The organism is Rhodococcus ruber, assembly GCF_016804345.1.
GTDB lineage: Bacteria > Actinomycetota > Actinomycetes > Mycobacteriales > Mycobacteriaceae > Rhodococcus > Rhodococcus ruber.
Genome location: NZ_CP044211.1, coordinates 2,301,353 through 2,324,368, shown reverse-complemented (window position 1 = coordinate 2,324,368; position 23,016 = coordinate 2,301,353). Strand labels below are relative to the sequence as shown.

The window sequence follows — 23,016 nt, the reverse complement described above, 5'->3', positions numbered from 1 at the left end:
TCAGACACCGAACTTCTTCCGGGTGCGCTCGGGTGTCACGGGCTGCGGGAGCGTGCCCGGGTAGGGCGCTTCGAGCGCCTGCTTCTGGATCTCGCACAGTTCGGCGATGCCGGCGAGCGCGGAGTCGAGCATCTTGTCGAGGGTGGAGCGGGCGAACGTCGCACCTTCGCCGGTGCCCTGGACCTCGACGAGGGTGCCGGTGTCGGTGGCGATGACGTTCATGTCGACCTCGGCGCGCACGTCCTCCTCGTAGGGCAGGTCGAGACGGACGCGGCCGTCGACGACGCCGACGCTCACGGCGGCGATGGCGCACGAGATGGGCTGCGGGTCGGTGAGGCGGCCCGCAGCGCTGAGCCACGTGACGGCGTCGGCGAGCGCGACGTAGGCGCCGGTGATGGCGGCGGTGCGGGTGCCGCCGTCGGCCTGCAGGACGTCGCAGTCGATGGCGATGGTGTTCTCGCCGAGCGCGGCGAGGTCGATGCAGGCGCGCAGGGCGCGGCCGACGAGGCGGCTGATCTCCTGGGTGCGCCCGCCGAGCTTGCCTTTGACGGATTCGCGGCCGCTGCGGGTGTGTGTGGCGGCGGGGAGCATCGCGTATTCGGCGGTGAGCCAGCCGAGACCGGAACCCTTGCGCCAGCGTGGTACGCCTTCTTCGACGCTGGCCGTGCACATGACGCGGGTCTGGCCGAATTCCACGAGCACCGAGCCCGCGGGGTGGTTGGTGAATCCTCGGGTGATCCGGATGGGGCGGAGTTCGTCGTCCGCTCTGCCGTCTTCTCGTGTGGTCACCCGGACGAGCCTATTAGATGCGGTAGACGTCCCCGGCGGACACCGCGTGGACGGGCCCGGAATACTGCTCCTTGGCTTCGGCGATGACGTCCTCGCGCGAGGTCCACGGCGGGATGTGGGTGAGCAGCAACTCCCCCACCCCGGCACGCGCGGCGACCAGGCCGGCTTCGGTGCCGGAGAGGTGGATGCCGCCGGGCCGGTCGTCGGGCGCATGGGTCCAGGAGGCTTCGGACAGCAGGACGTCGGCACCGCGCGCGAGGTCGACGACCTCGTCGCACATGCCGGTGTCGCCGGTGTAGACGACGGTGCGTCCGGAGTCGCTGGTGATGCGGAATCCGTATGCCTCGGGCGGGTGGTCGACCCGGCCGGGGCGGATGGTGAGTGCGCCGAAGCGGAAGGCTTCTCCGTCGGCGAGGGGACGCACGTCCAGGGTGTCGCTGACGTCGTCCATCTCGCCGGCGATCTCGGCGGAGGCGGCTCCGATGCGGACGCTGGTGTCCGAGGGGCCGTAGACGAGGGTGCGTCCGGTGGGGCGGTTCGGGGAGTAGCGCCGCCAGACGAGCAGGCCCGGGATGTCGAGGCAGTGGTCGGCGTGCAGGTGCGAGAGCAACAGCGAGACCTCGCCGGGATCGGCGTACCGCTGCAATGCCCCGAGGACCCCGGGGCCGAAGTCGATCACCAGGGGCGGGGTGCCCGGGGCGGTGATCAGGTAGCCCGACGCGGCGGAATCCGGACCGGCCACGCTGCCGGAACACCCCAGGACGGTCATGCGCATGGGGCTCATGCTGCCACGTCCCTGTGGTTGCGACGAAGCCAACACGGGTATTGATCGAGAGATGTCACAGTCGCGCCGACGCTGTGATCCTACCGATCGGTCAGTTGCCGGGAGGGGGTGCGTCTCACCGGTACGGCGAGGTCGGCACGGCCGGCGAACGCCGCCGGCGACGCTCGTCGGCGGAGAGCAGCCACGCGGCCAGAACGCCGCCCACGGCGCCGAAGAGGTGCCCCTGCCAGGAGACACGCGGGTCGCTGGGCAGCACGCCCCACAGGATGCTGCCGTAGACGAACAGCACGATCACGCCGATGACGATCTGGTTCGCCTGCCGGGTGAAGATGCCGCGCGTGATCAGGTAGGTGAGCCAGCCGAAGACGAGGATCGACGCACCGATGTGCACGAAGCCGGCACCGGCGGTGAGCCAGGTACCGAGTCCCCCGACGATCCAGATGATCGCGGTGGCGGCCAGACCGCGGCCGATCCCGGAGACGAGCACGAGGAATCCGAGCACGAGCAGAGGAATGGTGTTGGCGCTCAAGTGCGCCCAGTCGGCGTGGAGCACGGGGGCGAACACCACTCCCCACAGTCCGTCGGCGCTTCTCGGTTCGATGCCCGCGGAGTCGAGTTCGGCGGGCGCGGCGGCGTCGACGGCCTCGATTGCGTAGAGCAGGGCGACGAATCCGGCGATCAGGAGCGCGGCGCGCTGCCAGACGGGCCGGAGCCCGGGACGGGAACCGTCGGGTACGGTCATGCGCTCGCCCTTCGCGTGTGTCCTGCGTGGTGTTCCTGGCCTTCGAGCCTACCGACGTGCGCCCCGCTCGGCACCGGGCGCGAGCCCCGGGAAAGCGCAGTATTCCGGCGGTGCGGTGGCTACCGTGGAACTCACCGTCCACCCGGGGAGGCAGTCGTGCCCAGAAGCGTCGGAGATCGCTACGCCTGCGAGAAGTGCGGTGCGCAGCTCGTCTACGAGAAGTCGTGCCCGTGCAACGAGGAGATGGCGCATTCGGAGATCTGTTGCGGTGACCAGATGAAGCGTGTGCCGGAGGGTGCGCCGGGCTGAGCCCGTCAGCGCGACGTGGCGCCCCCGGTCGTGAAGGCGGACGGGAACAGGTCGCGGTAGGCGGGGATGCCCGCGACCGCGGTCGCGTGCAGCACCGCGTCGACGACGGCATGCTGGACGACCTCGGCGGCCACCTCGCACACGGCGGCCAGCACGGGTAGTTCGGGGGCGAAGGCGTCGGGGATCGGGCGCGCCGGCGCGGGCACCGTCGCGGTCCCGGTGGCCAGGGCGAAGAGGGTGTCGCCGTCGAGCGGCGAGTGCGCGGGGCGGACGGCCCGCGCGAGTCCGTCGTGCCCGGCGACGGCGACGCGGCGGCAGGCGGCGGCGGTCAGGTCGGCATCGGTGGCGACGACGCCGATGGTGGTGTTGAGGGCGGTGCCCTTCGGTGTGAGGGCGTTGGCGGCGGCGATCTCGGTGGCGGCCGGGGCGACGAGTCCGAGCCGGGCGGCCCGGGTGGGCCCGAGGCCCCACGGCAGGCCCGTCTCGGGATCGAACACGGCCCCGACGGGGTTGGCGACGACGAGGGCGGCGACGGTGACGCCGGCGGCGGGGCCGTCGGTCAGGGTCAGGCTCGCGGTGCCGATGCCGCCCTTGAGGGTGCCGGCGCGTGCGCCGACCCCGGCGCCGACGGTGCCGCGCGCGACGGTCGCGGTGGCCGCCGCGGCGGCCCGGTATCCGCTGTCGGCGGTGGGGCGGGCGGTCCATGCCCCCACGGGCAGGTCGAAGACGACTGCGCCGGGCACGATGGGCACGACGGCGCCCGGCGGCCCCATCGCGATGCCGCGTCCCTGTTCCTCGAGCCACCGCATCACGCCGTCGGCGGCGGCGAGACCGTAGGCGCTGCCGCCGGTGAGGAGCACGGCGTCGACGCGCTGCACGGAGTGGCTGGGGTCGAGCAGGTCGGTTTCCCGGGTGCCGGGACCGCCGCCGCGGACGTCGACGGCGGCCGTGACGGCGCGGTCGGGGACGACGACGGTGCATCCGGTGGCCCGTCCCGTGCCGTAGGTGTCGTCGGAGCCGAGGGTGACCTCGGCGTCGAGGGCGTGCCAGTGCCCCACGCGGATGCCGGCGACGTCGGTGAGCGAGTCGGTGGGTCCGGGCGCGGCCGTCACGGCATCAGCGCCTGGACGAGGGAGTCCTGCATCCAGGTCAGCCAGTGGTAGACGTCGAGGTGGGGGGCACGCGGGTCGTCTTCGTCGAGCGCCTCGGGGGTGTCGTCGTCGATGCCGAGGGTGGTGCCGAGCGCGAGCCGCAGGTCGTTGAGCCCGTACAGCCAGGCATCGGCCTGTTCGGGGGTGAGCACCACCTTCCCGCCCGATTCGGGGACGGTGCGCAGGATGACGGCTCCGGCGGCGAGCTTGGCGTCGATGATGTCGGGTTCGTGCAGGCTGCGCAGGGCGCCGTTGAGGTCGGCCGATTCGTCGTCGGGATGCACGGTGGCGTCGGCGTCGGGCCGGTGGAAGTCGGGCAGCAACCGCCGCAGGGCGGGGACGTCCGGCGGGGCGGAGTTGCCGGTGCGCAGGCCGGTGAGCGCGGCGAGGTCGTCCTGGGGTGCGCCGTCGGCGCGTTCTTCGAGCATGCCGAGTACGGATGCGACGAGCGAACGCAGCACCGACGCCTCGTGTGCGTCCATCTCGGATCGCAGCTTCACGCCTCCGAGCGAGTTCTTCCTGCTCCACTGCCGCACGTCGGTCGGCTCCTCCTGGCTCCGCGGTCGGAATTGTCGGCGAACGGGCGGCCGGTCACTCGGCCCGCTGCATCGTCGCCCACAGCCCCGCGGCGTGCAGGCGTTGCACGTCGTGTTCCATCTTGTCACGCGAACCGCTCGAGACGACCGCCTTGCCTTCGTTGTGCACCTTGAGCATCAGTTCGGTGGCTTTGGCCTTGCTGTACCCGAACAGCTTCTGGAAGATGTACGCCACGTAGTGCATCAGGTTGACCGGGTCGTCCCACACGACGGTGACCCAGGGCCGGTCGACGGCTTCGATCTCCTCGACGGCTTCGGCTTCCGCCGGCATTGCCTGCCCTGCCGCCAGGGTGACCGTGGGGAACGAAGCCACGATGACTGCGTCGGACGGCTCCGTGGGGGCGGTGTCGAACGGGCTTGTCGAGGAACACATCGCCATGGCTCCAGGGTACGGCGTCCGCGCCTGCCGATACAGCGGCATCCCACCGTGCCCCTCTACAGTGATCGGGTGCCCGATTCCCTTCTCCGACCGACCGCGACGGCGAGCACCGCCCTGTTCACGGACGTCTACGAGCTGACGATGCTCGAGGCTGCCCTTGCGGACGGCACCGGTTCCCGCCCTTGCACGTTCGAGGTGTTCGCGAGGCGTCTGCCGCCCGGGCGCCGGTACGGCGTGGTCGGTGGGACCGGCCGGCTGATCGATGCGCTCGGGACGTTCCGCTTCGGCGAGGCGGAACTCGCGGTCGCGGGACGATTCCTCGACGCGTCGACCGTGGAGTGGCTGCGGGACTACCGGTTCTCCGGCGACATCGAGGGCTACCGCGAGGGCGACTTCTACTTTCCCGGTTCGCCGGTGCTCGCGGTGCGCGGCACGTTCGCCGAGTGCGTGCTGCTCGAGACGTTGATCCTGTCGATCCTCAACCACGACAGCGCGGTGGCCTCGGCGGCGGCCCGGATGGTCAGCGCCGCGGACGGCCGCACACTGATCGAGATGGGGTCGCGCCGCACCCACGAGGAGGCGGCGGTCGCGTGTGCGCGGGCCGCGTATCTGGCGGGCTTCGATGCGACGTCGAATCTCGAGGCGGTACGCCGGTACGGGGTGCCGGGCACGGGTACTGCGGCGCACGCGTTCACGTTGGTGCACACGACGGGTGCGGGTCGCGACGAGGCGGCGGCGTTCCGCAGTCAGGTCGAGACGCTCGGGGTGGGAACCACGCTGCTGGTGGACACGTACGACATCACCAACGGGGTGCGCACGGCCGTCGAGGTGGCCGGCACCGACCTCGGGGCCGTCCGGATCGATTCGGGTGATCTCGGCGTGCTGGCCCGGCAGGTGCGCGATCAGCTCGACGAGCTGGGCGCGACGAACACGAAGATCGTGTTGTCGGGTGACCTGGACGAGTACGCGATCGCGGGTCTGCGCGCCGAGCCGGTCGACGTGTACGGCGTGGGTACGTCGCTGGTGACCGGGTCGGGCGCGCCGACGGCCGGGATGGTCTACAAGCTGGTCGAGGTCGACGGCATTCCGGTGGAGAAGCGCAGTGCCCACAAGGAGTCCCGGGGCGGCGCCAAGCGGGCAGTGCGGTTCGCGCGCCCGACCGGCACGTTGGTGGAAGAGGTGATCTACCCGGCGGACGCCCCGGTCCCGGAGGGCGACGGCGAGGTGGTGCACGAGCTGATGGTTCCTCTGATCTGTGACGGCGAGCGCGTCGACGACGTGGCTACGCTGGAGGAGAGCCGGGCGTTGCTCGCCCACGGGCTGATCAGTCTTCCCTGGGAGGGTCTGACCCTGTCGGCGGGTGACGCGGCGGTGCCGACCCGATTCGTGAGGTGAGGACGATGTCGCGGGCGTTGATCGTCGTCGACGTACAGAACGACTTCTGCGAGGGCGGGTCGCTGGCCGTGGCCGGCGGTGCCGCGGTCGCCGCCGATATCAGCCGGTATCTGACGGCGCACGCGCGGGACTACGCGCACGTGGTCGCCACCCGGGATCACCACGTCGATCCGGGTGCGCACTTCTCCGACGAGCCGGACTTCGTCGACTCGTGGCCACCGCACTGCCGCGTGGGAACGCCGGGTGCGGAGTTCCATCCGGCGCTCGACACCGCCCGCGTGGAGGCGGTCTTCTCCAAGGGGAGGTTCGAGGCCGCGTACTCGGGCTTCGAGGGCAGTCACGACACGGGCGAGTCGCTCGACGAGTGGTTGCGCCGGCACGGCGTCACCGAGGTCGACATCGTGGGCATCGCGACCGATCACTGCGTGCGGGCGACCGCGCTCGATGCGGCGGCCGCGGGGTTCGAGACCCGGGTGCTGCTGCCGTACACCGCGGGGGTGAGCGCGACGACCGTCGAGTCGGCCCTCTCGTCGCTCCAGGCGGCGGGTGTGGACCTGGTCGGACAGGTCGGCCCGCGAAGCTGACGGTGGTGCCCAGTACCCTGGCGCGGTGCCCGAACTCCCGAATGTGCCCGACCTGCTGCGCACCGCGGTGCACGCGCTGGGCGGCAAGGAACGGCGCAACCAGCTGACGATGGCGTCGGCCGTGGCGCATTCGCTGGACACCGGTGAGCACCTGGCCGTCCAGGCCGGCACCGGCACCGGTAAGTCGCTGGCCTATCTCGTGCCGGCGGTGCGGTATGCGGTGCAGACGGGCCGGACCGTGGTGGTCTCCACCGCGACGATCGCGCTGCAGCGTCAGCTGGTGGACCGGGACCTGCCGCGATTGGCCGACGCGCTGGCGACGGCGCTGGGTCGGCGTCCCCGGTTCGCGATTCTCAAGGGCCGCGGTAACTACCTGTGCCTGAACAAGATTCACACCGGTCTGGCGGAGGAGCCCCCGGCCGACGACCAGTTGTTCGATGCGTTCGCGCTGTCGCGGATCGGCCGGGAGGTGCGGCGGGTCACGGAGTGGTCGTCGACGACCGACACCGGCGACCGCGACGACCTCGTGCCGGGCGTGTCGGACCAGGCGTGGCGTCAGGTGAGTGTGAGCGCACGCGAGTGCCTGGGCAAGTCGCGGTGCCCGGTCGGTGAGGACTGCTTCGCGGAGATCGCCCGGGCCGAGGCCGGGCAGGTCGACGTTGTCGTCACCAACCACGCCCTGCTGGCGATCGACGCGATCAGCGGGCTGTCGATCCTCCCCGAGCACGACGTGGTGGTGGTCGACGAGGCGCACGAACTCGTGGACCGCGTCACCGGCGTCGCGACGGCCGAATTGTCCGGCGGCACCGTCTCGGCAGCTGCGCGGCGCTGCGTGAAATTGGTCGAGGACGCGGACGTGGACCGTCTCGAGGGGGCCGCGGAGAACTGGGAGGCGCTGCTCGAGGAGCTGCCGCCGGGACGGTGGGACGAGTTGCCCGACGGTGCGGGCGCGGCGCTGGCCGCGATCCGGGACGCGGCGTGGGCCGTGCGCACCGCACTGGGTCCGCCCAAGCCGGGGCTCGACGCCGAGGCCGCCGCCGCCCGCAACCAGGCGCTCGCGGACGTCGACGAGGTGCACGACTGCGCGGTGCGGGTGCTGACCGCCTTCGAGGAGACCGATCCCGCCGCGCGTCGGGACGTCGTCTGGCATGCCGCCGACGAGTTCCGCGGCAACACTCGGCACACGGTGCGGATGGCGCCGCTGTCCGTCGGCGGACTGCTGCGCTCCCGGCTGTTCGCCGAGGCGACGGTCGTGCTGACCTCGGCGACGTTGACGGTCGGCGGTTCGTTCGACGCGCTCGCCGTCAACTGGGGGCTGCCCCCGGAGTCTCCGGCCCGCAGCGACACGGGCGCAGCGTCGGGGACCGAACCGCCGTCCGACGACGGGGACCTGCGGTGGAACTCCCTGGATGTGGGATCACCGTTCGACCACGCCAAGTCCGGCATCCTGTACGTCGCCAGGCACCTGCCGCCGCCGGGCCGCGACGGGCTCTCCCCCGCGTACCTGGACGAGATCGCGGAGCTGGTCGCCGCGGCCGGCGGGCGCACGCTCGGACTCTTCTCGTCGATGCGCGCCGCGAAGGCGGCCGCGGAGGCGATGCGGGAGCGTCTGGACACACCCGTCCTGTGCCAGGGCGAGGACGCAACCGGCGCCTTGGTGGACAAGTTCGCGGCCGACGAACCGACGTCCCTGTTCGGGACTCTGTCGCTGTGGCAGGGCGTAGACGTCCCGGGGCCGTCGCTCTCGCTCGTGATCCTGGACCGGATTCCGTTCCCTCGGCCGGACGACCCGCTGCTGGTGGCGCGGCAACGGGCCGTGGAGGCGCGCGGGGGCAACGGCTTCCTGTCGGTGGCGGCCACCCATGCGGCGTTGCTGCTCGCGCAGGGCGTCGGGCGGCTGCTGCGCAGCACGGATGACCGGGGGGTCGTGGCGGTGCTCGATCCCCGCCTGGCGACCGCCCGGTACGGCGGATACCTGCGCGCGTCGCTGCCACCGTTCTGGGAGACCGCCGACCCCGAGGTGGTGCGCAAGGCGCTCACCCGGCTGCGCGGCTGACCGAGCCGCGACGCGTCGGTTCCCCGATTCGTTCCCGGGATTCCCGGAATTTCCGGCTGTTTCGCGGCAGCATCGAAGCAGGCGCAGCGGCCGGATTCGAAGGCCGCAGGGACAGGGAGCTTTCGGATATGCCACAGGGCGTCGTCAAGTGGTTCGACGAGGAGAAGGGGTTCGGGTTCATCGCCCAGGACGGAGGTGGTCCCGACATCTTCGTCCACTACTCGGAGATCGCCGGCACGGGCTTCCGCTCGCTGACGGAGGGCCAGCGCGTGGAGTTCGAGGTCGGGCTGGGCGTGAAGGGACCTCAGGCGGAGAACGTCCGCCCGGTGTGAGAACCGGCGCCGCCGCCGCGGCGCGGCATTCAGACCCGCAGACCTACGTCGACGATGGCTTTGGCGACCGACCGCACGGGCGCCTGATTCCTGCGGGCGTGGCCGCGGATCAGCCGGAACGCCTCGTCCGGGGTGATTTTCCGGGCCTGCGCGATGACGCCCTTCGCCTGTTCGATGACGATGCGCGAATCGAGAGCGGTCTGCAGTTGCGCGTTCAACTGCTCGTGCTGCCGAAGCTTGTTGGCGTTGACGATGTAACCGGTGGCCATGTCGGCACACACCTGCGCCGCCGCGATCTCACGATCCGCCCAGTCGCGTGGTTCGCACGCGTACATGTCGAGGGCGCCGATCTTCTCGTCCGCGAGCTGCATCGGGATCCCGGCCACCGCCGCGATCCCGTACTCGCGCGCCTTCTCTGCGAACTCCGGCCACAGGTCCTGGCGTTGCCGCACGTCGGCGACCGCGATGGGTTCGCCACGATCGAACGCGTACCGGCACGGTCCCACGCCGGTGTCCTCCTGGCAGCGTTCCATCTTCCCTACCACCTCCGCGGCCGCGGTGACGAACTGCAGCCGGCCCTCGCACTGCAGGCTCACCCCGCAACCGAGGAGGCCCAGAACGCCGGTCACTCCGTCGACGAGTTCGTCGAGCGCTGCCCCGACGTCGTAGGAGGTGGGCAGCCGGCGCGCGAATCGAGACAGTACCGCCATGAATTCGTCCTGGTCGAACACGCTGCGGTCCCTTCATCAGTACCCACAAATAGTGACATACATCACAGTGATCGGCTGGCGCCGTTCGGGTCACATGACATATCCTGATACACAGAGCGTCCGCCCCAGATCCCGGCGACGCTCTAATCGGAGCCGCCCCGACCCCCGGTGCTCCCCCTCTCGCTCTCCACGAATCGTGTGGACAAGTTCTCGGGAGAACACCGCGACACGTCGGCTGCTCGTCGTTCCACGTCGGTGTACCTCCTGGACACGATCCGCGAAGAAGGAACACCCATGGTTCACGTCGCCCCTTCCGCCACCCCCGCCGATGGCTCGCCGCTGCTCTCGGTGCCGGCGATCGTCGCCGGCGCGGGCACCCTCTCGTGCGGGCTCGTCGTCGCAATCAGTCATTCTCTCGCCCTCGGCGCCCTGGCGGCACTCCTCACGGTCGCGACGGTCGCGGGCGCGGCCCTGATGATCCGCCCCTGACCACCCGATCCGACCGGCTCTGCCGAGCCCACCCGAGCAAGGAACCGATGAACCACCCCGATCACCTCGCCCACCGGAGCACCGTCCCGGGTTCGGCGATGAGCACGGCCGAGATCAAGGCTCGTATCGACGCGATGTTCGCGGACGACCACACACGCGTCGACCGCACACCCGCCGCGACCCGGCGGCGCCCGGGATGGGCGTCGAGCCGGCGCGGCCCCAGAAGCTGACCACCGACGTTCTCCCGGCGTCGGTGGTCTCCGACCGGATCACCGGCTTCCGGACAGCGCCGCAGGGGGGCGCTTCCGGAAGCCGGTGATCCGTCACTGTCGGGTCACGGTGCCGCGCACTCTCGGGTCACGGTGCCGCGCACTCTCGGGTCACGGTGCCGCGACGAGCGCGGGGTGATCCGCCACGTCCCACCTCATCGAGACCGAGGTGCCGTCGGGGACGGAGACGACATCGGTGTGCGACGTCAGAGTCCGGATCAGCGCGAGCCCATGGCCGCGGCAACTGTCGCCGGACGCCGGGGTCCGCCATCGGCCGTGATCGGTGACGACCACCTCGACGGAGTGCTCGTCGGGTCGGTACACGGCCTCCAGGTCGACCGCACCGCGGTGATCTCCGGGTCCGTCGGCGTACGCGTGCTCGACGACGTTGGCCAGCGCTTCGTAGCTGGCGAGCAGCACGTCCTGTCCGAGTTCGGCCTCGAGGTGGAGGCGGTCCAGCCACCGGTCCAGGGCCTGCCGGAGCATCGTCACCTGGCCCGGCTCGGCGCGGACCCCACGGTAGAACATCCCGGTCGATGTGAACGCCTGAGAGGCGTGTCGCGAGTGCATCCTCCTCCTCGAATTTCGATGCGTCCTCGGTCGGACGCATCCGGTGTATACCCACGGCGGCGCGGTCCCATACCTCGAAGCGAGCATGTGCGCACAGCGACGGCGACCGTCCCGGTCAGGCGGCAGGGGCGACCCGCGCCGGATAGACGAATCCGGGCAGTACCCGCCCGGCCACGGTCGCGACGCCGAGGACGACGAGGAGCGCCGGGACCAGCGTGGTTCCCACGTAGCCGATCCCCGGGTCAGTGAGCCCGATCGCGCCGGCACACACGGCGGCGGGCACGTGCGGCGCCCGCAGCAGCGCCATGGCGACGACCGCGAGGCCCGCCGAGACGGCGGCTCCGGCCTGCGACGGACCGGCAACGGCCGCGACGACGAGCGCCGCGGCCGCGGCCGCGGGGTAGGCGCGCACGATCGCTCCGGGCCGGGCGGCCGGGGTGCCGGGTGCGAGAGCGATGAGGGCTGCGGACGCAACGTACGGCAGCCCGAACACCGCCCAGTGTGCGAAATTCTCGAGGGCGGCGAGCGCGCCGGCCGCGCCGATCGCGACCGCCCCCGGCGCGAGGGCGGCCGCCAGAGCACGGCCGGACCCGTCCGGTGCATCATCGAGCAGCGCGGGCATCCGACCAGGCTCCTTCCGCCTCGGGGGTGCGTCCGGGCAGAGTGCGTCCCAGGAATCCGCGGACGAGGTTCGCGATCTCCGGCCCGTGCGTCTCAAGGGCGAAGTGGCCTGCGTCGAGCAGGTGGATCTCCGCATCGGGGAGGTCGCGGGCGAATGCTTCCGCACCCGCGGGACCGAAGATTTCGTCGCCCCGACCCCACGTCACCAGGGTCGGCGGCCGCCAGGCGCGGAAGTACTCCTGGAACGCCGGGTACGCGTCGAGGTTGAACTGGTAGTCCCAGAACAACTGGAGCTGGATCTCCTTGTTGCCGGGTCGATCGAGGCCCATCTGGTCGAGCAGCCAGGCTTCCGGGGCGACCCGGTCGAGGCGGTCCTCGGGCACGCCGTGGACGTACTGCCACCGGGTCGCCTCCGGCTCGAGGAGGGCACGGACGGCGGGTTCGTGGGCGGTGCGGTCCTGCGCATGGGCGAAGAGGGGCTCCCAGAACGGGGTGAACCCTTCGCGGTAGGCGTTGCCGCTCTGGGTGATCAGCGCGGTGACGCGCTCGGGGTTCCCGGCCGCGATCCGCAGGCCGATCGGGGCGCCGTAGTCGTGGAGGTAGAGGGCGAAGCGGGTCAGCCCGATCCGGTCGAGCAGCGCGGCGGTGACCTGCGCGAGACGGTCGAAGCTGTAGTCGAACTCGTGGACAGGGGGCATCGCCGATCGCCCGAAGCCGATGTGGTCGGGGGCGACGAGGTGATACTCGTCGGCGAGCTCGCCGAGCAGATGCCGGAACATGTGCGAGCTGGACGGGAAGCCGTGCAGCAGAACGAGTGCGGGGGCGCCCGGGTCCCCGGCCTCGCGGTAGGAGACGTCGAGCCCGTCGATGGTTTCGGTGCGGTGACGGACGGCGGAAGCGGACATGAGTCCTCCTCGGATCGGTCGGAGAACGATCGTTCTCCAGTACGGGGTGTAGCGTAGAGAACGATGGTTCTCTACGCAAGAGGAGGGGCTCGATGGACGCGGACACCGCGCAGACCCGGCTGCTCGATGCCGCCGAGGAACTGTTCAACGAGCACGGCATCCAGGCCGTCGGCATGGACACGATCCGGTCCCGCTCCGGGGTGTCGCTCAAGCGGCTCTATCAGCTCTACCCCGCCAAGGACCGGCTCGTGGCGGCCGTACTGACCCGGCGTGATCACACCGTGCTGACGGATCTGCGCCGGTATGTCGACGCCCGCGCCGATCCGCGCGAGCGGGTTCTCGCGGTGTTCGACTTTCTCGAGGAATGGTTCGCCTGCAGCGACTTCCGCGGCTGCACGTTCATCAACACGTTCGGCGAACTCGGCGGCATCTCCGGCGACGTCGCCGAGATCGCCCGCGCGCACAAGGACGCGTTCCGGCGCTACCTGCGCGGACTCGTCGCGGACGCGGGTAGCCCCCCGGCACTGGGCGACCAGCTGGCGATCCTGGCCAACGGGGCCATGGCGACGGCGGCGATCTCCGGTTCCCCCGCCGTCGCCCGGCAGGCCCGCGACGCCGCACGCGTCCTGCTCGACGCGAGCGGCCCCCGAACCCCGAGCTGAGGACCAGCTAGGCGAGCACGACCTTGCCGAGTTCGACGTCCGACGCGAGCAGCTCGTGGTGCGGAAGCACCCGCACCGTGTAGCCGACCGACCCGGCCATCGGCAGCGCGACCTCGACCTCGAAGACCTCGCCCAGCGGATCCGTGCCCGTGTGCCGCATCGGCACCGTCACCACGTCGGACAGGGTGTCGTCGGGTCCGACCCGGCCGACGACCGCCTGCACGACCACGTCGCCGGCACGGAGACCACCGAGGTACACGTGGGCGGTCAGGGCCAGCTTGGACCCGATCTCCGGGATGTCCGGCAGTCCGGCGCTGTCGACCTGGGCCACCCGCACGGCCGGCCATGCGGCCTCGGCGCGGCGCCGGTAGTGGGCGAGCTGCCGCGCCCCGGCGAAGCCGTCGGCGACCGCCTCGCGTGCGGCGGCAGCGGCCGGCGCGTAGTACTGCACGGTGTAGTCCCGGACCATGCGGGAGGCGAGCACCTTCGGACCGAGGTTCTGGAGCGTGTGCCGCACCATTTCGATCCATCGCCTGGGTACACCGCTGCCGTCCCGGTCGTAGAACCGCGGCAGGACCGACCGCTCGAGCAACTCGTACAGGGCGCTGGCCTCGAGATCGTCCCGGCGATGTTCGTCCATCACCCCGTCCGCGGTGGGGATGGCCCAGCCGTTCTCACCGTCGTACATCTCGTCCCACCAGCCGTCGCGGATGGAGAGGTTGAGCCCGCCGTTGAGAGCCGACTTCATCCCGGACGTCCCGCATGCCTCGAGCGGACGCAGCGGATTGTTCAGCCACACGTCGCAGCCCCAGTAGAGATACCGGGCCATGGACATGTCGTAGTCCGGCAGGAAGACGATGCGGTGACGCACGTCGGCCGCATCGGCGAACCGCACCACCTGCTGGATCAGTGCCTTCCCGCCGTCGTCGGCGGGGTGACTCTTGCCGGCGACGACGAGTTGCACGGGACGGTCCTCGTCGAGCAGCAGGGCCCGCAGTCGTTCCGGGTCGCGCAGCATCAGGGTGAGCCGCTTGTAGGTCGGCACCCGGCGCGCGAACCCGACGGTGAGAACGTGCGGGTCGAACACCCCGTCCACCCAGCCGAGTTCGGCCTCGGTGGCGCCGCGCTGGAGCCAGGACCGGCGCAGCCGCCGGCGGATCTCCTCCACCAGTTGCGCACGCAACGTGTTACGGGTGACCCACAGCTCGCGCGGTTCGACCGTCTGCAGCAGTTCCCAACCCTTGGCTTCCTCCACCCGGTCGGGACCGGCGAGGCGGTTGGCGAACTCGAGCCACTCCCGGGCGGCCCACGTGTGCGCGTGCACGCCGTTGGTCACCGACCCGATCGGGACTTCGCCTGCGTCGAAGCCGGGCCACAGGTCGACGAACATCTCGCGGCTGACCCGGCCGTGCAGCTTCGACACGCCGTTGCAGCGCTGGCCGAGCCGCAGACCGAGATGAGCCATGTTGAACACCCGCGAGTCCGATTCCCGGCCGAGGGCGAGGATGCGGTCCACTCCCAGGCCGGGCAGCAGCGCCGACTCGTTCTCGCCGTTCGGCCCGGAGAAGTAGTGCCGGACGAGTTCCGCCGGGAACCGGTCGATGCCCGCGGGCACCGGGGTGTGGGTGGTGAAGACGGTGCCGGCGCGTACGGCGGCGAGCGCCTCGTCGAAGTCCAGACCGGCGCCCGTGACCAGTTCGCGAATGCGTTCGGCACCCAGGAACCCGGCGTGTCCCTCGTTCATGTGGAACACCTCGGGATCGGGCAGTCCCGCGATGCGGGTGTAGGCCCGGACGGCGCGTACTCCGCCGACCCCGGCCAGGATCTCCTGCTTGATGCGATGGTCCTGGTCGCCGCCGTAGAGACGGTCGGTAACCCCGCGCAGTTCCTCGTCGTTCTCGGCGATGTCCGAGTCGAGCAGCAGCAACGGAACGCGACCGACCTGGGCGATCCACACTCGGGCGGTGAGGGTGCGATGGCCGGGCATCGCGGCCTGGATCAGCGCGGGGGTGCCGTCCGCCTCAGTCAGCAGCCGCAACGGCAGCCCCTGCGGGTCGTAGTTCGGGTAGTGCTCGCTCTGCCATCCGTCGGCGGTCAGGGACTGCCGGAAGTAGCCGGAACGGTAGAGCAGGCCGACACCGATGAGCGGCAGTCCGAGGTCCGAGGCCGCCTTGAGGTGGTCACCGGCCAGGATGCCGAGTCCGCCGGAGTAGTTCGGCAGGACCTCGGAAACACCGAACTCCATGGAGAAGTAGGCGATGCCGGACGGCAGCCGGGTGCCCTCGTTCTGTTCGTGCTGGTACCAGCGCGGTCTCGCGAGATAGTCGTCGAGATCGGCCGACTCGGCGTCGAGCCGTGCGAGGAACTCCTCGTCCGCGGCGAGCGCGTCGAGACGGGCCGGCGGCACTTCGCCGAGCATCCGCACCGGGTCCTGCTCGACGCGACGCCACAGGCCGGGATCGATCGAGGCGAACAGGTCCTGCGTGGGTGTGTGCCACGACCAGCGCAGGTTGACGGCGAGCGGGCCCAGGCCGGCCAGCCGCTGGGGAAGGTGGGCTCGTACGGTGAACCGACGCAAGGCTCTCACCCCGGGAAGACTACCGACAATCCGCCGTCCGCGAAGACCGGCAAATGCGGCAGACGTCCGGGGGCCGGGCCGGGTGGCCGGCGAACAGGCCGGGGACGTTTCCGTGCCGCGCCTCGACGGGGCGGTTCGTGTCGGCGGCAGGACTCGGACGAGGGCGCCGATGCCCCTCCCGTTTAGTCGCGTCGGCGCCGGGTAACAGCTGTCTGGGAGCTCCGGCGACGTTACGCGTCGCACGAGGGGACGGCGGTGCGCCCCTCCATTACGGTTGGAGACGGGCCGCGTCCGACGGGCTCGTCAGCAGTCCGTGCAAGGGAACGGAGCCAGCGTGACAGACGGAACGGAGCGAGCGTGACAGGTCGAATCGGAGCCAGCGCAACAGGACGGCTCGGCATCGACGATGTCCGTCCCGACATCTCGGGCGGGCGACATCCGGTCAAGGCCGTCGTCGGGGAGGTGCTTCCCGTGTCGGCGGTCGTGTGGCGCGAGGGTCACGACGCCGTCGCCGCCACCCTGGCCGTGCGCGGGCCGGGCTCGGACCCGGAAAGCGAGGGAAAGCTGATCCGGATTCCGATGGTTCCCGGCGAAGCACCCGACACCTTCCACGCCGTATTCACCCCCACCAGTCCGGGACTGTGGACCTACCGCGTCGAGGCCTGGAGCGACCCGGTCACCACGTGGCGGCACGCGGTGGACGCGAAGGTCGCCGCCGGGCAGGGCCCGGAAGACCTGGCGAACGACATCGAGATCGGCGCCCGGCTGTTCGAGAAGGCCGCCAAGACCGCGCCGCGCCCCAACCGGCCGGCCCTGCTCGCCGTCGCCGCGGCGCTGCGTTCGGAGCGGCCGCTGGCCGACCGGATCGCGCCCGCCTTCGCCGCCGACATCACCGAGATCCTGCGGGCCAATCCCCTGCGCGAGCTGGTCACCCGCGGGAAGGCATACACCGCCGTCGTCGACCGGGAACGGGCACTGTTCGGTTCCTGGTACGAATTCTTTCCCCGCTCGACGGGCGGCTGGAACGAGGACGGCACACCCCGGCACGGCACCTTCGCCACCGCCGCGGCGGAGCTGCCGCGGGTCGCCGCGATGGGATTCGACGTGGTGTATCTGCCGCCCATCCATCCCATCGGCAAGATCAACCGGAAGGGACCGAACAACACCCTCACCGCCGGCCCGGACGACGTGGGCTCGCCCTGGGCCATCGGTTCCGACGAGGGCGGCCACGACGCGATCCACCCCCAGCTCGGCACGGAGGACGACTTCCGCGCCTTCGTCGCCCGTGCGCGCGAACTGGATCTCGAGGTCGCTCTCGACCTGGCGTTGCAGTGCGCCCCGGACCACCCGTGGGCGAAGGAGCACCCCGAGTGGTTCACGGTCCTGCCGGACGGCACGATCGCCTATGCGGAGAACCCGCCCAAGAAGTACCAGGACATCTATCCGGTCAACTTCGACAACGATCCGGACGGCATCTACGCCGAGGTACTGCGCGTGGTGCGGCACTGGATCAGCTTCGGCGTCAAGATCTTCCGCGTCGACAACCCGCACACCAAGCCACCGAACTTCTGGGAGTGGCTGATCGCCGAGGTCAAGCGCACCGACCCCGACGTGCTGTTCCTGTCCGAGGCGTTCACCCGGCCCGCCCGCATGTACGGGCTCGCCCGACGCGGGTTCACGCAGTCCTACACGTACTTCACGTGGCGCGTCGCCAAGTGGGAGCTGACCGAGTTCGGCCAGGAGATCGCGGCGAAGGCGGACGAGGCGCGTCCGAACCTGTTCGTCAACACCCCCGACATCCTCCACGAGACCCTGCAGCACGGCGGCCCCGGGATGTTCGCGCTGCGCGCGGCACTGGCCGCCACGCTCGCACCGTCGTGGGGGGTGTACTCCGGTTACGAACTCTACGAGCACATCCCGCTGCGACCGGGCAGCGAGGAGTATCTCGACTCGGAGAAGTACCAGCTACGTCCGCGACGGTTCGACGAGGCCCGCCGTCGCGGTGAATCGCTCGAGCCGTGGATCGCCACGCTCAACCGCATCCGGCGGGCCCACCCGGCTCTGCAGCAGCTGCGCAACATCCACTTCCACCACATCGACAACGACGCCCTGATCGCGTATTCGAAATTCGATCCCCGGACCGGGGATTCGGTCCTCGCCGTGATCAACCTCAATCCCTTCGGGGCCGAGCAGGGCACCATCTGGCTGGACATGCCGGCGCTCGGTCACGAATGGCACGACCAGCTCACGGTGTTCGACGAGGTGTCCGGCGCGCAGTACTCGTGGGGTCAGGCCAACTTCGTCCGGCTCGAACCCTGGCGCGCCGTCGCGCACATTCTGGCGTTGCCGCCGATCGGGGTGCCGACGCGAACCACCCTCGCCTACAGGAGGAACTCGTGACCGTGCCCCCGATTCGTCGCCACTCCCCCAGCCCGCACGACCTGGCCCGGCTGACGGCCGGCGAGCACCACGATCCGCACTCGGTGCTCGGCGCCCATCCACACCCCGAAGGCACGATCATCCGGGCTCTGCGCCCGCAGGCGGAGAAGGTGGCGGTGCGCATCGGCGGCATCGATCATCCCCTCGAGCCCCTCGGTCACGATGTCTTCAGCGCGCTCGTCCCGGTGCACGACCTGTCGGACTACCGCCTCGTGGTGACCTACCCGTTCGAGCACACCGTCGTCGTCGCGGACCCGTACCGCTTCCTGCCCACGCTCGGGGAGTTGGACCTGCACCTGTTCGCCGAGGGCCGGCACGAGCGGCTGTGGGAGATCCTCGGGGCGCATCAGCGTTCGTACGAGACCCCCGACGGCCCGGTCCGGGGCACGTCGTTCGCGGTGTGGGCGCCCGGCGCGCGGGGCGTCACGGTCGTCGGCGACTTCGACGGCTGGGGCGGCCGGCTCGCGCCGATGCGGGTCCTCGGTTCCAGCGGCGTGTGGGAACTGTTCCTGCCCGACGTGGAGCCGGGTGCGCTGTACAAGTTCCGGATCCACGGCCGCGACGGCTCGGTCCAGGACAAGGCCGACCCGATGGCGTTCGCCACCGAGGTACCCCCGGCGACGGCCTCGGTGGTGCACCGGAGCAGCTACGAGTGGGGCGACGACGCCTGGCTCGCCGCCCGGGCCGAATCCCGCCCGTGGCAGGAGCCGATGAGCGTCTACGAGGTGCACCTCGGCTCGTGGCGGCCCGGTCTCGGGTACCGCGAGCTGGCCGACCAGCTCGCCGAGTACGTCGCGGCGGCCGGTTTCACCCATGTCGAGCTGCTGCCGGTCGCCGAGCACCCCTTCGGCGGCTCGTGGGGCTACCAGGTCACGTCGTACTACGCACCCACTGCGCGATTCGGCACGCCCGACGAGTTCCGTGCGTTCGTCGACCGGCTGCACGCCGCCGGCATCGGCGTGATCGTGGACTGGGTGCCCGCCCACTTCCCGAAGGACGAGTGGGCGCTGGCCCGGTTCGACGGCAGCGCCCTCTACGAACATCCGGATCCGCACCGCGGCGAACAGCTGGACTGGGGCACGTACGTGTTCGACTTCGGTCGCCGGGAGGTGCGCAACTTCCTCGTCGCCAACGCGCTGTACTGGATCGACGAGTTCCACATCGACGGCCTGCGCGTCGACGCGGTCGCCTCGATGCTCTACCTCGACTACTCGCGGCCCGAGGGCGGCTGGACCCCCAACGTGTACGGCGGCCGGGAGAATCTCGAAGCGGTGGCCTTCCTGCAGGAGATGAACGCGACCGTGCACAAGCTCCACCCCGGCGTCGTCACGGTCGCCGAGGAGTCCACGGCCTGGCCCGGCGTCACCCGGCCGACCCATGCGGGCGGTCTCGGGTTCTCCATGAAATGGAACATGGGCTGGATGCACGACACTCTCGGATACATCGGCCGGGACCCGGTGCATCGCACGTACCACCACCACGAGATCACCTTCTCCCTGGTGTACGCCTGGAGTGAGAACTTCGTCCTGCCCATCAGCCACGACGAGGTCGTGCACGGCAAGGGCACGCTCTGGACCCGGATGCCGGGCGGCGACCGGGAACAGGCCGCCGGCCTGCGCGGACTGCTCGCGTACATGTGGGCGCACCCCGGCAAGCAACTGCTGTTCATGGGACAGGAGTTCGGCCAGACCGCGGAGTGGTCCGAGGAACGGGGCCTGGACTGGTGGCAGCTCGACGATCCGCACAACGGGCCGCTGCACCAGGGCGTCCACCAGCTCGTCACCGACCTCAACCGGATCTACCGGGAACACCCCGCCCTCTGGACGCTGGACACCTCACCGAGCGGGTACTCGTGGATCGACGCCAACGACTCGGCGAACAACGTGCTGAGTTTCCTCCGGCACGGGAGCGACGGTTCGGTCGTGGCGTGCTTGTTCAACTTCTCCGGATCGACCCATTCGGACTATCGTGTCGGACTACCCGAAACAGGACAGTGGTCGGAGATCCTCAACACGGATTCGACGGCTTACCAGGGCAACGGCATCGGCAACCTCGGTGCCGTGACGGCCACGGCACGCTCCTGGCACGGGCGCCCGGCGTCGGCGGAGGTGACGCTGCCTGCTTACGGTGCGATCTGGCTGACGCTGCAGCGGTGACCGCCGTCCTCGGACGACAGGAGAAGACCAGGTGACTCGGACGCGGCTGCCGTTCCGCCTCGCGGTACCGGCGCTGGCCGTGATGGTGCTCGCCGGATGTGCCGCTCGTATCGAGGGCACCGCCGTCTCCATCTACGACAACCCGTTCTCCGTGGCCGGTCTGCCGGTCTCCTCGGGCCCCAGTGGTCCGCGGCCCGGCGCCACGGATGCGCCGGTGACGATCGAGAACTCGGACGGCGGGGACGTCGACGTGCTCGCCGGCAACGCCGTCGCCGACATCGAGGCCTACTGGACCGAGGAGTTCCCCCGCATCGCGCGAGGAGCGTTCGAGCCCGTCGGCACGATCGTCTCGTGGGATCCCGACGAGCGCGGCCCGAGATTCTGCGGGGAATCCACGTTCGAATTCGTCAACGCCGCATACTGCAACCGCGACGACGTCATCGGCTGGGACCGCACCTACCTGATGCCGCAGCTCATCGAGACGTTCGGTCCCATGGCGGCCGTGACGGTGCTCGCCCACGAGTACGGTCACGCCGTGCAGTTCAAGGCCGGAACGGTTGCCGAGGACGATCCGGGCATCGTGTTCGAACAGCAGGCGGACTGCTTCGCGGGCGCCTTCATGCGGCACGTCGCCGCCGGCAACTCGGAGCACTTCCGGCTCAACACCTCGGACGGGCTGAACTCGGTGCTGGCGTCGATGGTGTCCTTCCGCGACAGCGATCCCAACGACCCGGGTGCGATCCACGGGTCGGCATTCGAACGTGTCACCGCGTTCCAGATCGGCTTCACCGACGGTGCGGGATCGTGCACCCGCATCGACGCCGCCGAGATCGAGTCCCGGCGCGCCGATCTACCGCAGTTCTTCGACAGCTCCGACGACGGCGAACTCCCCGTGACCGAGGAGTCGGTGGAGGCGCTGATGGCGTCGTTCCGCCGGGTGTTCGATCTGCCGCGGCAACCGGAACTGGACCTGACCGGGGCCGACCTCGGCTGCCCGGATGCGAAGCCCACGTCCCCGGTGTCGTACTGTCCCGCCACCAACACCATCGGCGTCGACGTCGAGGAACTTGCGGACCGCGGCACTCCGCTGCAGACCGGCGCCGGGGGCATCACGACCGACGTGCGAGGCGACTACGCCGCGTACGTCCTGCTCGCATCGCGCTATGCGCTGGCCGTGCAGAACGCCGCCGGTCAGGCGCTCGTCGAGCCTCGGACGGCGCTGCAGGCGGCCTGTCTCGCCGGTGTGATCAGCGCCGAACTGAGCCCCGACAGCACCGGCTCGCAACCGGCCGAGGACATGGTGTGGCTGTCACCGGGGGACCTGGACGAGGCCGTCTCCGGTCTGCTGGCCGACGGTCTCGCCGCCAGCGATGTCAACGGCAACACCGTGCCGAGCGGGTTCTCCCGGGTCGACGCGTTCCGGACGGGGGTTCTCGGCGGGGAGGCCGCCTGTTCCGGGCGCTACCACTGAGCCGCCACCGCCGAGCCGCCACCGCCGAGCCGCCGCCACCGAGCCGCCGCCACCGAACAGTGTGCGGTGGGCGATCCGGAAAGCCGGAGCGCCCACCGCACGGGGGAGAATTCAGTACAGCGCCGACGCCAGCTTGCGCCGCGCCGCGACAACGAACGGCTCTGCCGGGTCGAACAGCTCGAACAATTCGAGCAGCCGCGCACGGGCCGCGTTCCTCTCGTCACCCGCGCTGCGGGCCACGAACCCGATCAGCCGCGCGAACGCAGCCTCGGGCTGCTGCGCGAACAGTTCCGCGTCGGCCGCAGCGAGCTGTGCATCGAGATCGGCCGGGGCGGCATCCGCCCGGGCGATCGCGTCGGCCGGCACAGTCTGCGCCCGGGCGAGGAACCGGACCTGCCGCAACGCGGCCAGAGCGTCGGCATTGGCGGGCTCGGAATTGAGGATCAGCTCGTACGCCGCTTCGGCACCCGCCAGGTCCCCCGCATCGAGGGCCTGCTCGGCCGCGACGAATCGCGGGTCCTCCGCCGGTTCCTCCGCGACCTCCCCTCCGGGCGGGCCGGACAGCTTGCCGGCGACCGCGTCCTGGATGGCGGCAAGCCATTGCCGGAGCTGCGGTTCGGGCTGGACGCCCTGGAAGTCGGCGAGGGGTTGTCCCGCGGCGATGGCGACGACGGTCGGCACGGACTGCACGCCGAACGCCTGAGCGATCCGCGGGTTGGCGTCCACGTCGACCTTCGCGAGAACCCAGTTGCCGCCGCCCTCGTGCGCCAGCTTCTCGAGAACCGGTGAGAGCTGCTTGCACGGGCCACACCAGGTGGCCCACAGGTCCACGATGACCGGGACCTGCATCGAGCGCTGCAGCACCTCGGCCTCGAACGTGGCCTCGGTGACGTCGACGACGGGCGCGAGGCCGGTCGCGACGGCGGCGCCGGAGTCGGACTGCGGCGGAGGTGGGGGGGCGGCGGCCCGCTCCTTGAGGGGCGCGAGATCCACCGCGCCGGACATTGCCGCGGCGGTCGCGGCGGAACG

Annotated in this window: 23 protein-coding genes; 11 read left to right on the top strand and 12 right to left on the bottom strand. The window is 70.7% G+C overall.

The annotated features are described in order from the left end of the window. From rph to F1734_RS10890, 3 genes are all read right to left on the bottom strand, one after another. Positions 1-789: a ribonuclease PH gene (gene rph / locus F1734_RS10900; protein WP_010596763.1), complete on the bottom strand. Its 789-nt coding sequence runs from the start codon at positions 787-789 to the stop codon at positions 1-3. Positions 790-802: 13 nt separating this feature from the next. Then, a complete protein-coding gene (locus F1734_RS10895; protein ID WP_010596762.1) occupies positions 803-1,564 on the bottom strand; it encodes a cyclic nucleotide-degrading phosphodiesterase in 762 nt (253 codons plus the stop codon). Between the two features lie 124 nt (positions 1,565-1,688). Next, entirely contained in the window at positions 1,689-2,315 is a 627-nt protein-coding gene (locus F1734_RS10890; RefSeq protein WP_010596761.1) for a rhomboid family intramembrane serine protease, read from the bottom strand. Between the two features lie 156 nt (positions 2,316-2,471). On the opposite strand from F1734_RS10890, the gene F1734_RS10885 reads away from it, so the two are divergent. Further along, positions 2,472-2,624: a hypothetical protein gene (locus F1734_RS10885; RefSeq protein ID WP_010596760.1), complete on the top strand. Its 153-nt coding sequence runs from the start codon at positions 2,472-2,474 to the stop codon at positions 2,622-2,624. A 5-nt stretch (positions 2,625-2,629) separates the two neighbouring features. Here the strand turns inward: F1734_RS10885 and F1734_RS10880 are convergent, their stop codons facing one another. Genes F1734_RS10880 through clpS form a run of 3 tightly spaced genes read right to left on the bottom strand, consistent with a single transcriptional unit; the run spans position 2,630 to position 4,750 of the window. After that, positions 2,630-3,736, bottom strand: coding sequence for a P1 family peptidase (locus F1734_RS10880; protein ID WP_059174778.1), 1,107 nt, complete (start codon positions 3,734-3,736; stop codon positions 2,630-2,632). Beyond that, complete coding sequence (aosR, locus tag F1734_RS10875) at positions 3,733-4,311, bottom strand: oxidative stress transcriptional regulator AosR (protein ID WP_203011637.1); 579 nt, start codon at positions 4,309-4,311, stop codon at positions 3,733-3,735. The genes F1734_RS10880 and aosR overlap by 4 nt, the downstream gene beginning before the upstream one ends. Positions 4,312-4,366: 55 nt before the next feature. After that, the gene (gene clpS / locus F1734_RS10870) at positions 4,367-4,750 is read right to left on the bottom strand and encodes an ATP-dependent Clp protease adapter ClpS (protein ID WP_010596756.1); all 384 of its coding nucleotides are present in this window, start codon (positions 4,748-4,750) and stop codon (positions 4,367-4,369) included. 48 nt (positions 4,751-4,798) lie between these two features. On the opposite strand from clpS, the gene F1734_RS10865 reads away from it, so the two are divergent. From F1734_RS10865 to F1734_RS10850, 4 genes are all read left to right on the top strand, one after another. Then, positions 4,799-6,145 carry a nicotinate phosphoribosyltransferase gene (locus tag F1734_RS10865; RefSeq protein ID WP_203011635.1) on the top strand — a complete coding sequence of 449 codons (1,347 nt, stop codon included), beginning with the start codon at positions 4,799-4,801 and terminating at the stop codon, positions 6,143-6,145. A gap of 5 nt (positions 6,146-6,150) precedes the next feature. Beyond that, a complete protein-coding gene (locus F1734_RS10860) occupies positions 6,151-6,729 on the top strand; it encodes an isochorismatase family protein (RefSeq protein ID WP_017681063.1) in 579 nt (192 codons plus the stop codon). Between the two features lie 25 nt (positions 6,730-6,754). Continuing rightward, positions 6,755-8,785, top strand: a complete 2,031-nt coding sequence (locus tag F1734_RS10855) for an ATP-dependent DNA helicase (RefSeq protein WP_040271612.1) — start codon at positions 6,755-6,757, stop codon at positions 8,783-8,785. 128 nt (positions 8,786-8,913) lie between these two features. Continuing rightward, on the top strand, positions 8,914-9,117 hold the full coding sequence (locus F1734_RS10850; protein WP_040271610.1) for a cold-shock protein: 204 nt from the start codon (positions 8,914-8,916) through the stop codon (positions 9,115-9,117). A gap of 29 nt (positions 9,118-9,146) precedes the next feature. Here F1734_RS10850 and F1734_RS10845 read toward each other — a convergent pair whose 3' ends face one another. Then, the gene (locus F1734_RS10845) at positions 9,147-9,848 is read right to left on the bottom strand and encodes a GAF and ANTAR domain-containing protein (RefSeq protein ID WP_010596751.1); all 702 of its coding nucleotides are present in this window, start codon (positions 9,846-9,848) and stop codon (positions 9,147-9,149) included. 273 nt (positions 9,849-10,121) lie between these two features. Between F1734_RS10845 and F1734_RS10840 the strand changes: the two genes are divergently transcribed. Further along, on the top strand, positions 10,122-10,316 hold the full coding sequence (locus tag F1734_RS10840) for a hypothetical protein (RefSeq protein ID WP_225223441.1): 195 nt from the start codon (positions 10,122-10,124) through the stop codon (positions 10,314-10,316). Positions 10,317-10,363: 47 nt separating this feature from the next. After that, positions 10,364-10,546, top strand: a complete 183-nt coding sequence (locus F1734_RS10835; RefSeq protein WP_010596749.1) for a hypothetical protein — start codon at positions 10,364-10,366, stop codon at positions 10,544-10,546. A gap of 150 nt (positions 10,547-10,696) precedes the next feature. Here F1734_RS10835 and F1734_RS10830 read toward each other — a convergent pair whose 3' ends face one another. From F1734_RS10830 to F1734_RS10820, 3 genes are all read right to left on the bottom strand, one after another. Then, entirely contained in the window at positions 10,697-11,155 is a 459-nt protein-coding gene (locus F1734_RS10830) for an ATP-binding protein (protein ID WP_010596748.1), read from the bottom strand. 115 nt (positions 11,156-11,270) lie between these two features. Then, positions 11,271-11,777 carry an HPP family protein gene (locus F1734_RS10825; protein WP_203011633.1) on the bottom strand — a complete coding sequence of 169 codons (507 nt, stop codon included), beginning with the start codon at positions 11,775-11,777 and terminating at the stop codon, positions 11,271-11,273. Further along, positions 11,758-12,681 (bottom strand): alpha/beta fold hydrolase, encoded by a 924-nt coding sequence (locus F1734_RS10820; protein WP_040271604.1) that lies wholly within the window; start codon positions 12,679-12,681, stop codon positions 11,758-11,760. Before F1734_RS10820 ends, F1734_RS10825 begins: the two co-directional genes overlap by 20 nt. Before the next feature lie 92 nt (positions 12,682-12,773). On the opposite strand from F1734_RS10820, the gene F1734_RS10815 reads away from it, so the two are divergent. Next, entirely contained in the window at positions 12,774-13,343 is a 570-nt protein-coding gene (locus tag F1734_RS10815) for a TetR/AcrR family transcriptional regulator (RefSeq protein ID WP_010596745.1), read from the top strand. Between the two features lie 7 nt (positions 13,344-13,350). On the opposite strand, the gene glgP is transcribed toward F1734_RS10815, so the two are convergent. Next, positions 13,351-15,930, bottom strand: coding sequence for an alpha-glucan family phosphorylase (gene glgP, locus F1734_RS10810; RefSeq protein WP_026137841.1), 2,580 nt, complete (start codon positions 15,928-15,930; stop codon positions 13,351-13,353). Between the two features lie 348 nt (positions 15,931-16,278). Between glgP and F1734_RS10805 the strand changes: the two genes are divergently transcribed. The 3 genes from F1734_RS10805 to F1734_RS10795 are packed head-to-tail and all read left to right on the top strand — an operon-like array spanning position 16,279 to position 21,987. Further along, positions 16,279-18,321: an alpha-1,4-glucan--maltose-1-phosphate maltosyltransferase gene (locus F1734_RS10805; protein WP_010596742.1), complete on the top strand. Its 2,043-nt coding sequence runs from the start codon at positions 16,279-16,281 to the stop codon at positions 18,319-18,321. Next, positions 18,318-20,516: a 1,4-alpha-glucan branching protein GlgB gene (gene glgB, locus F1734_RS10800; protein ID WP_010596741.1), complete on the top strand. Its 2,199-nt coding sequence runs from the start codon at positions 18,318-18,320 to the stop codon at positions 20,514-20,516. Before F1734_RS10805 ends, glgB begins: the two co-directional genes overlap by 4 nt. Positions 20,517-20,547: 31 nt before the next feature. After that, positions 20,548-21,987: a neutral zinc metallopeptidase gene (locus F1734_RS10795; RefSeq protein WP_010596740.1), complete on the top strand. Its 1,440-nt coding sequence runs from the start codon at positions 20,548-20,550 to the stop codon at positions 21,985-21,987. A 111-nt stretch (positions 21,988-22,098) separates the two neighbouring features. On the opposite strand, the gene F1734_RS10790 is transcribed toward F1734_RS10795, so the two are convergent. Continuing rightward, positions 22,099-22,992, bottom strand: coding sequence for a tetratricopeptide repeat protein (locus F1734_RS10790; protein WP_010596739.1), 894 nt, complete (start codon positions 22,990-22,992; stop codon positions 22,099-22,101). Positions 22,993-23,016: the final 24 nt, after the last annotated feature.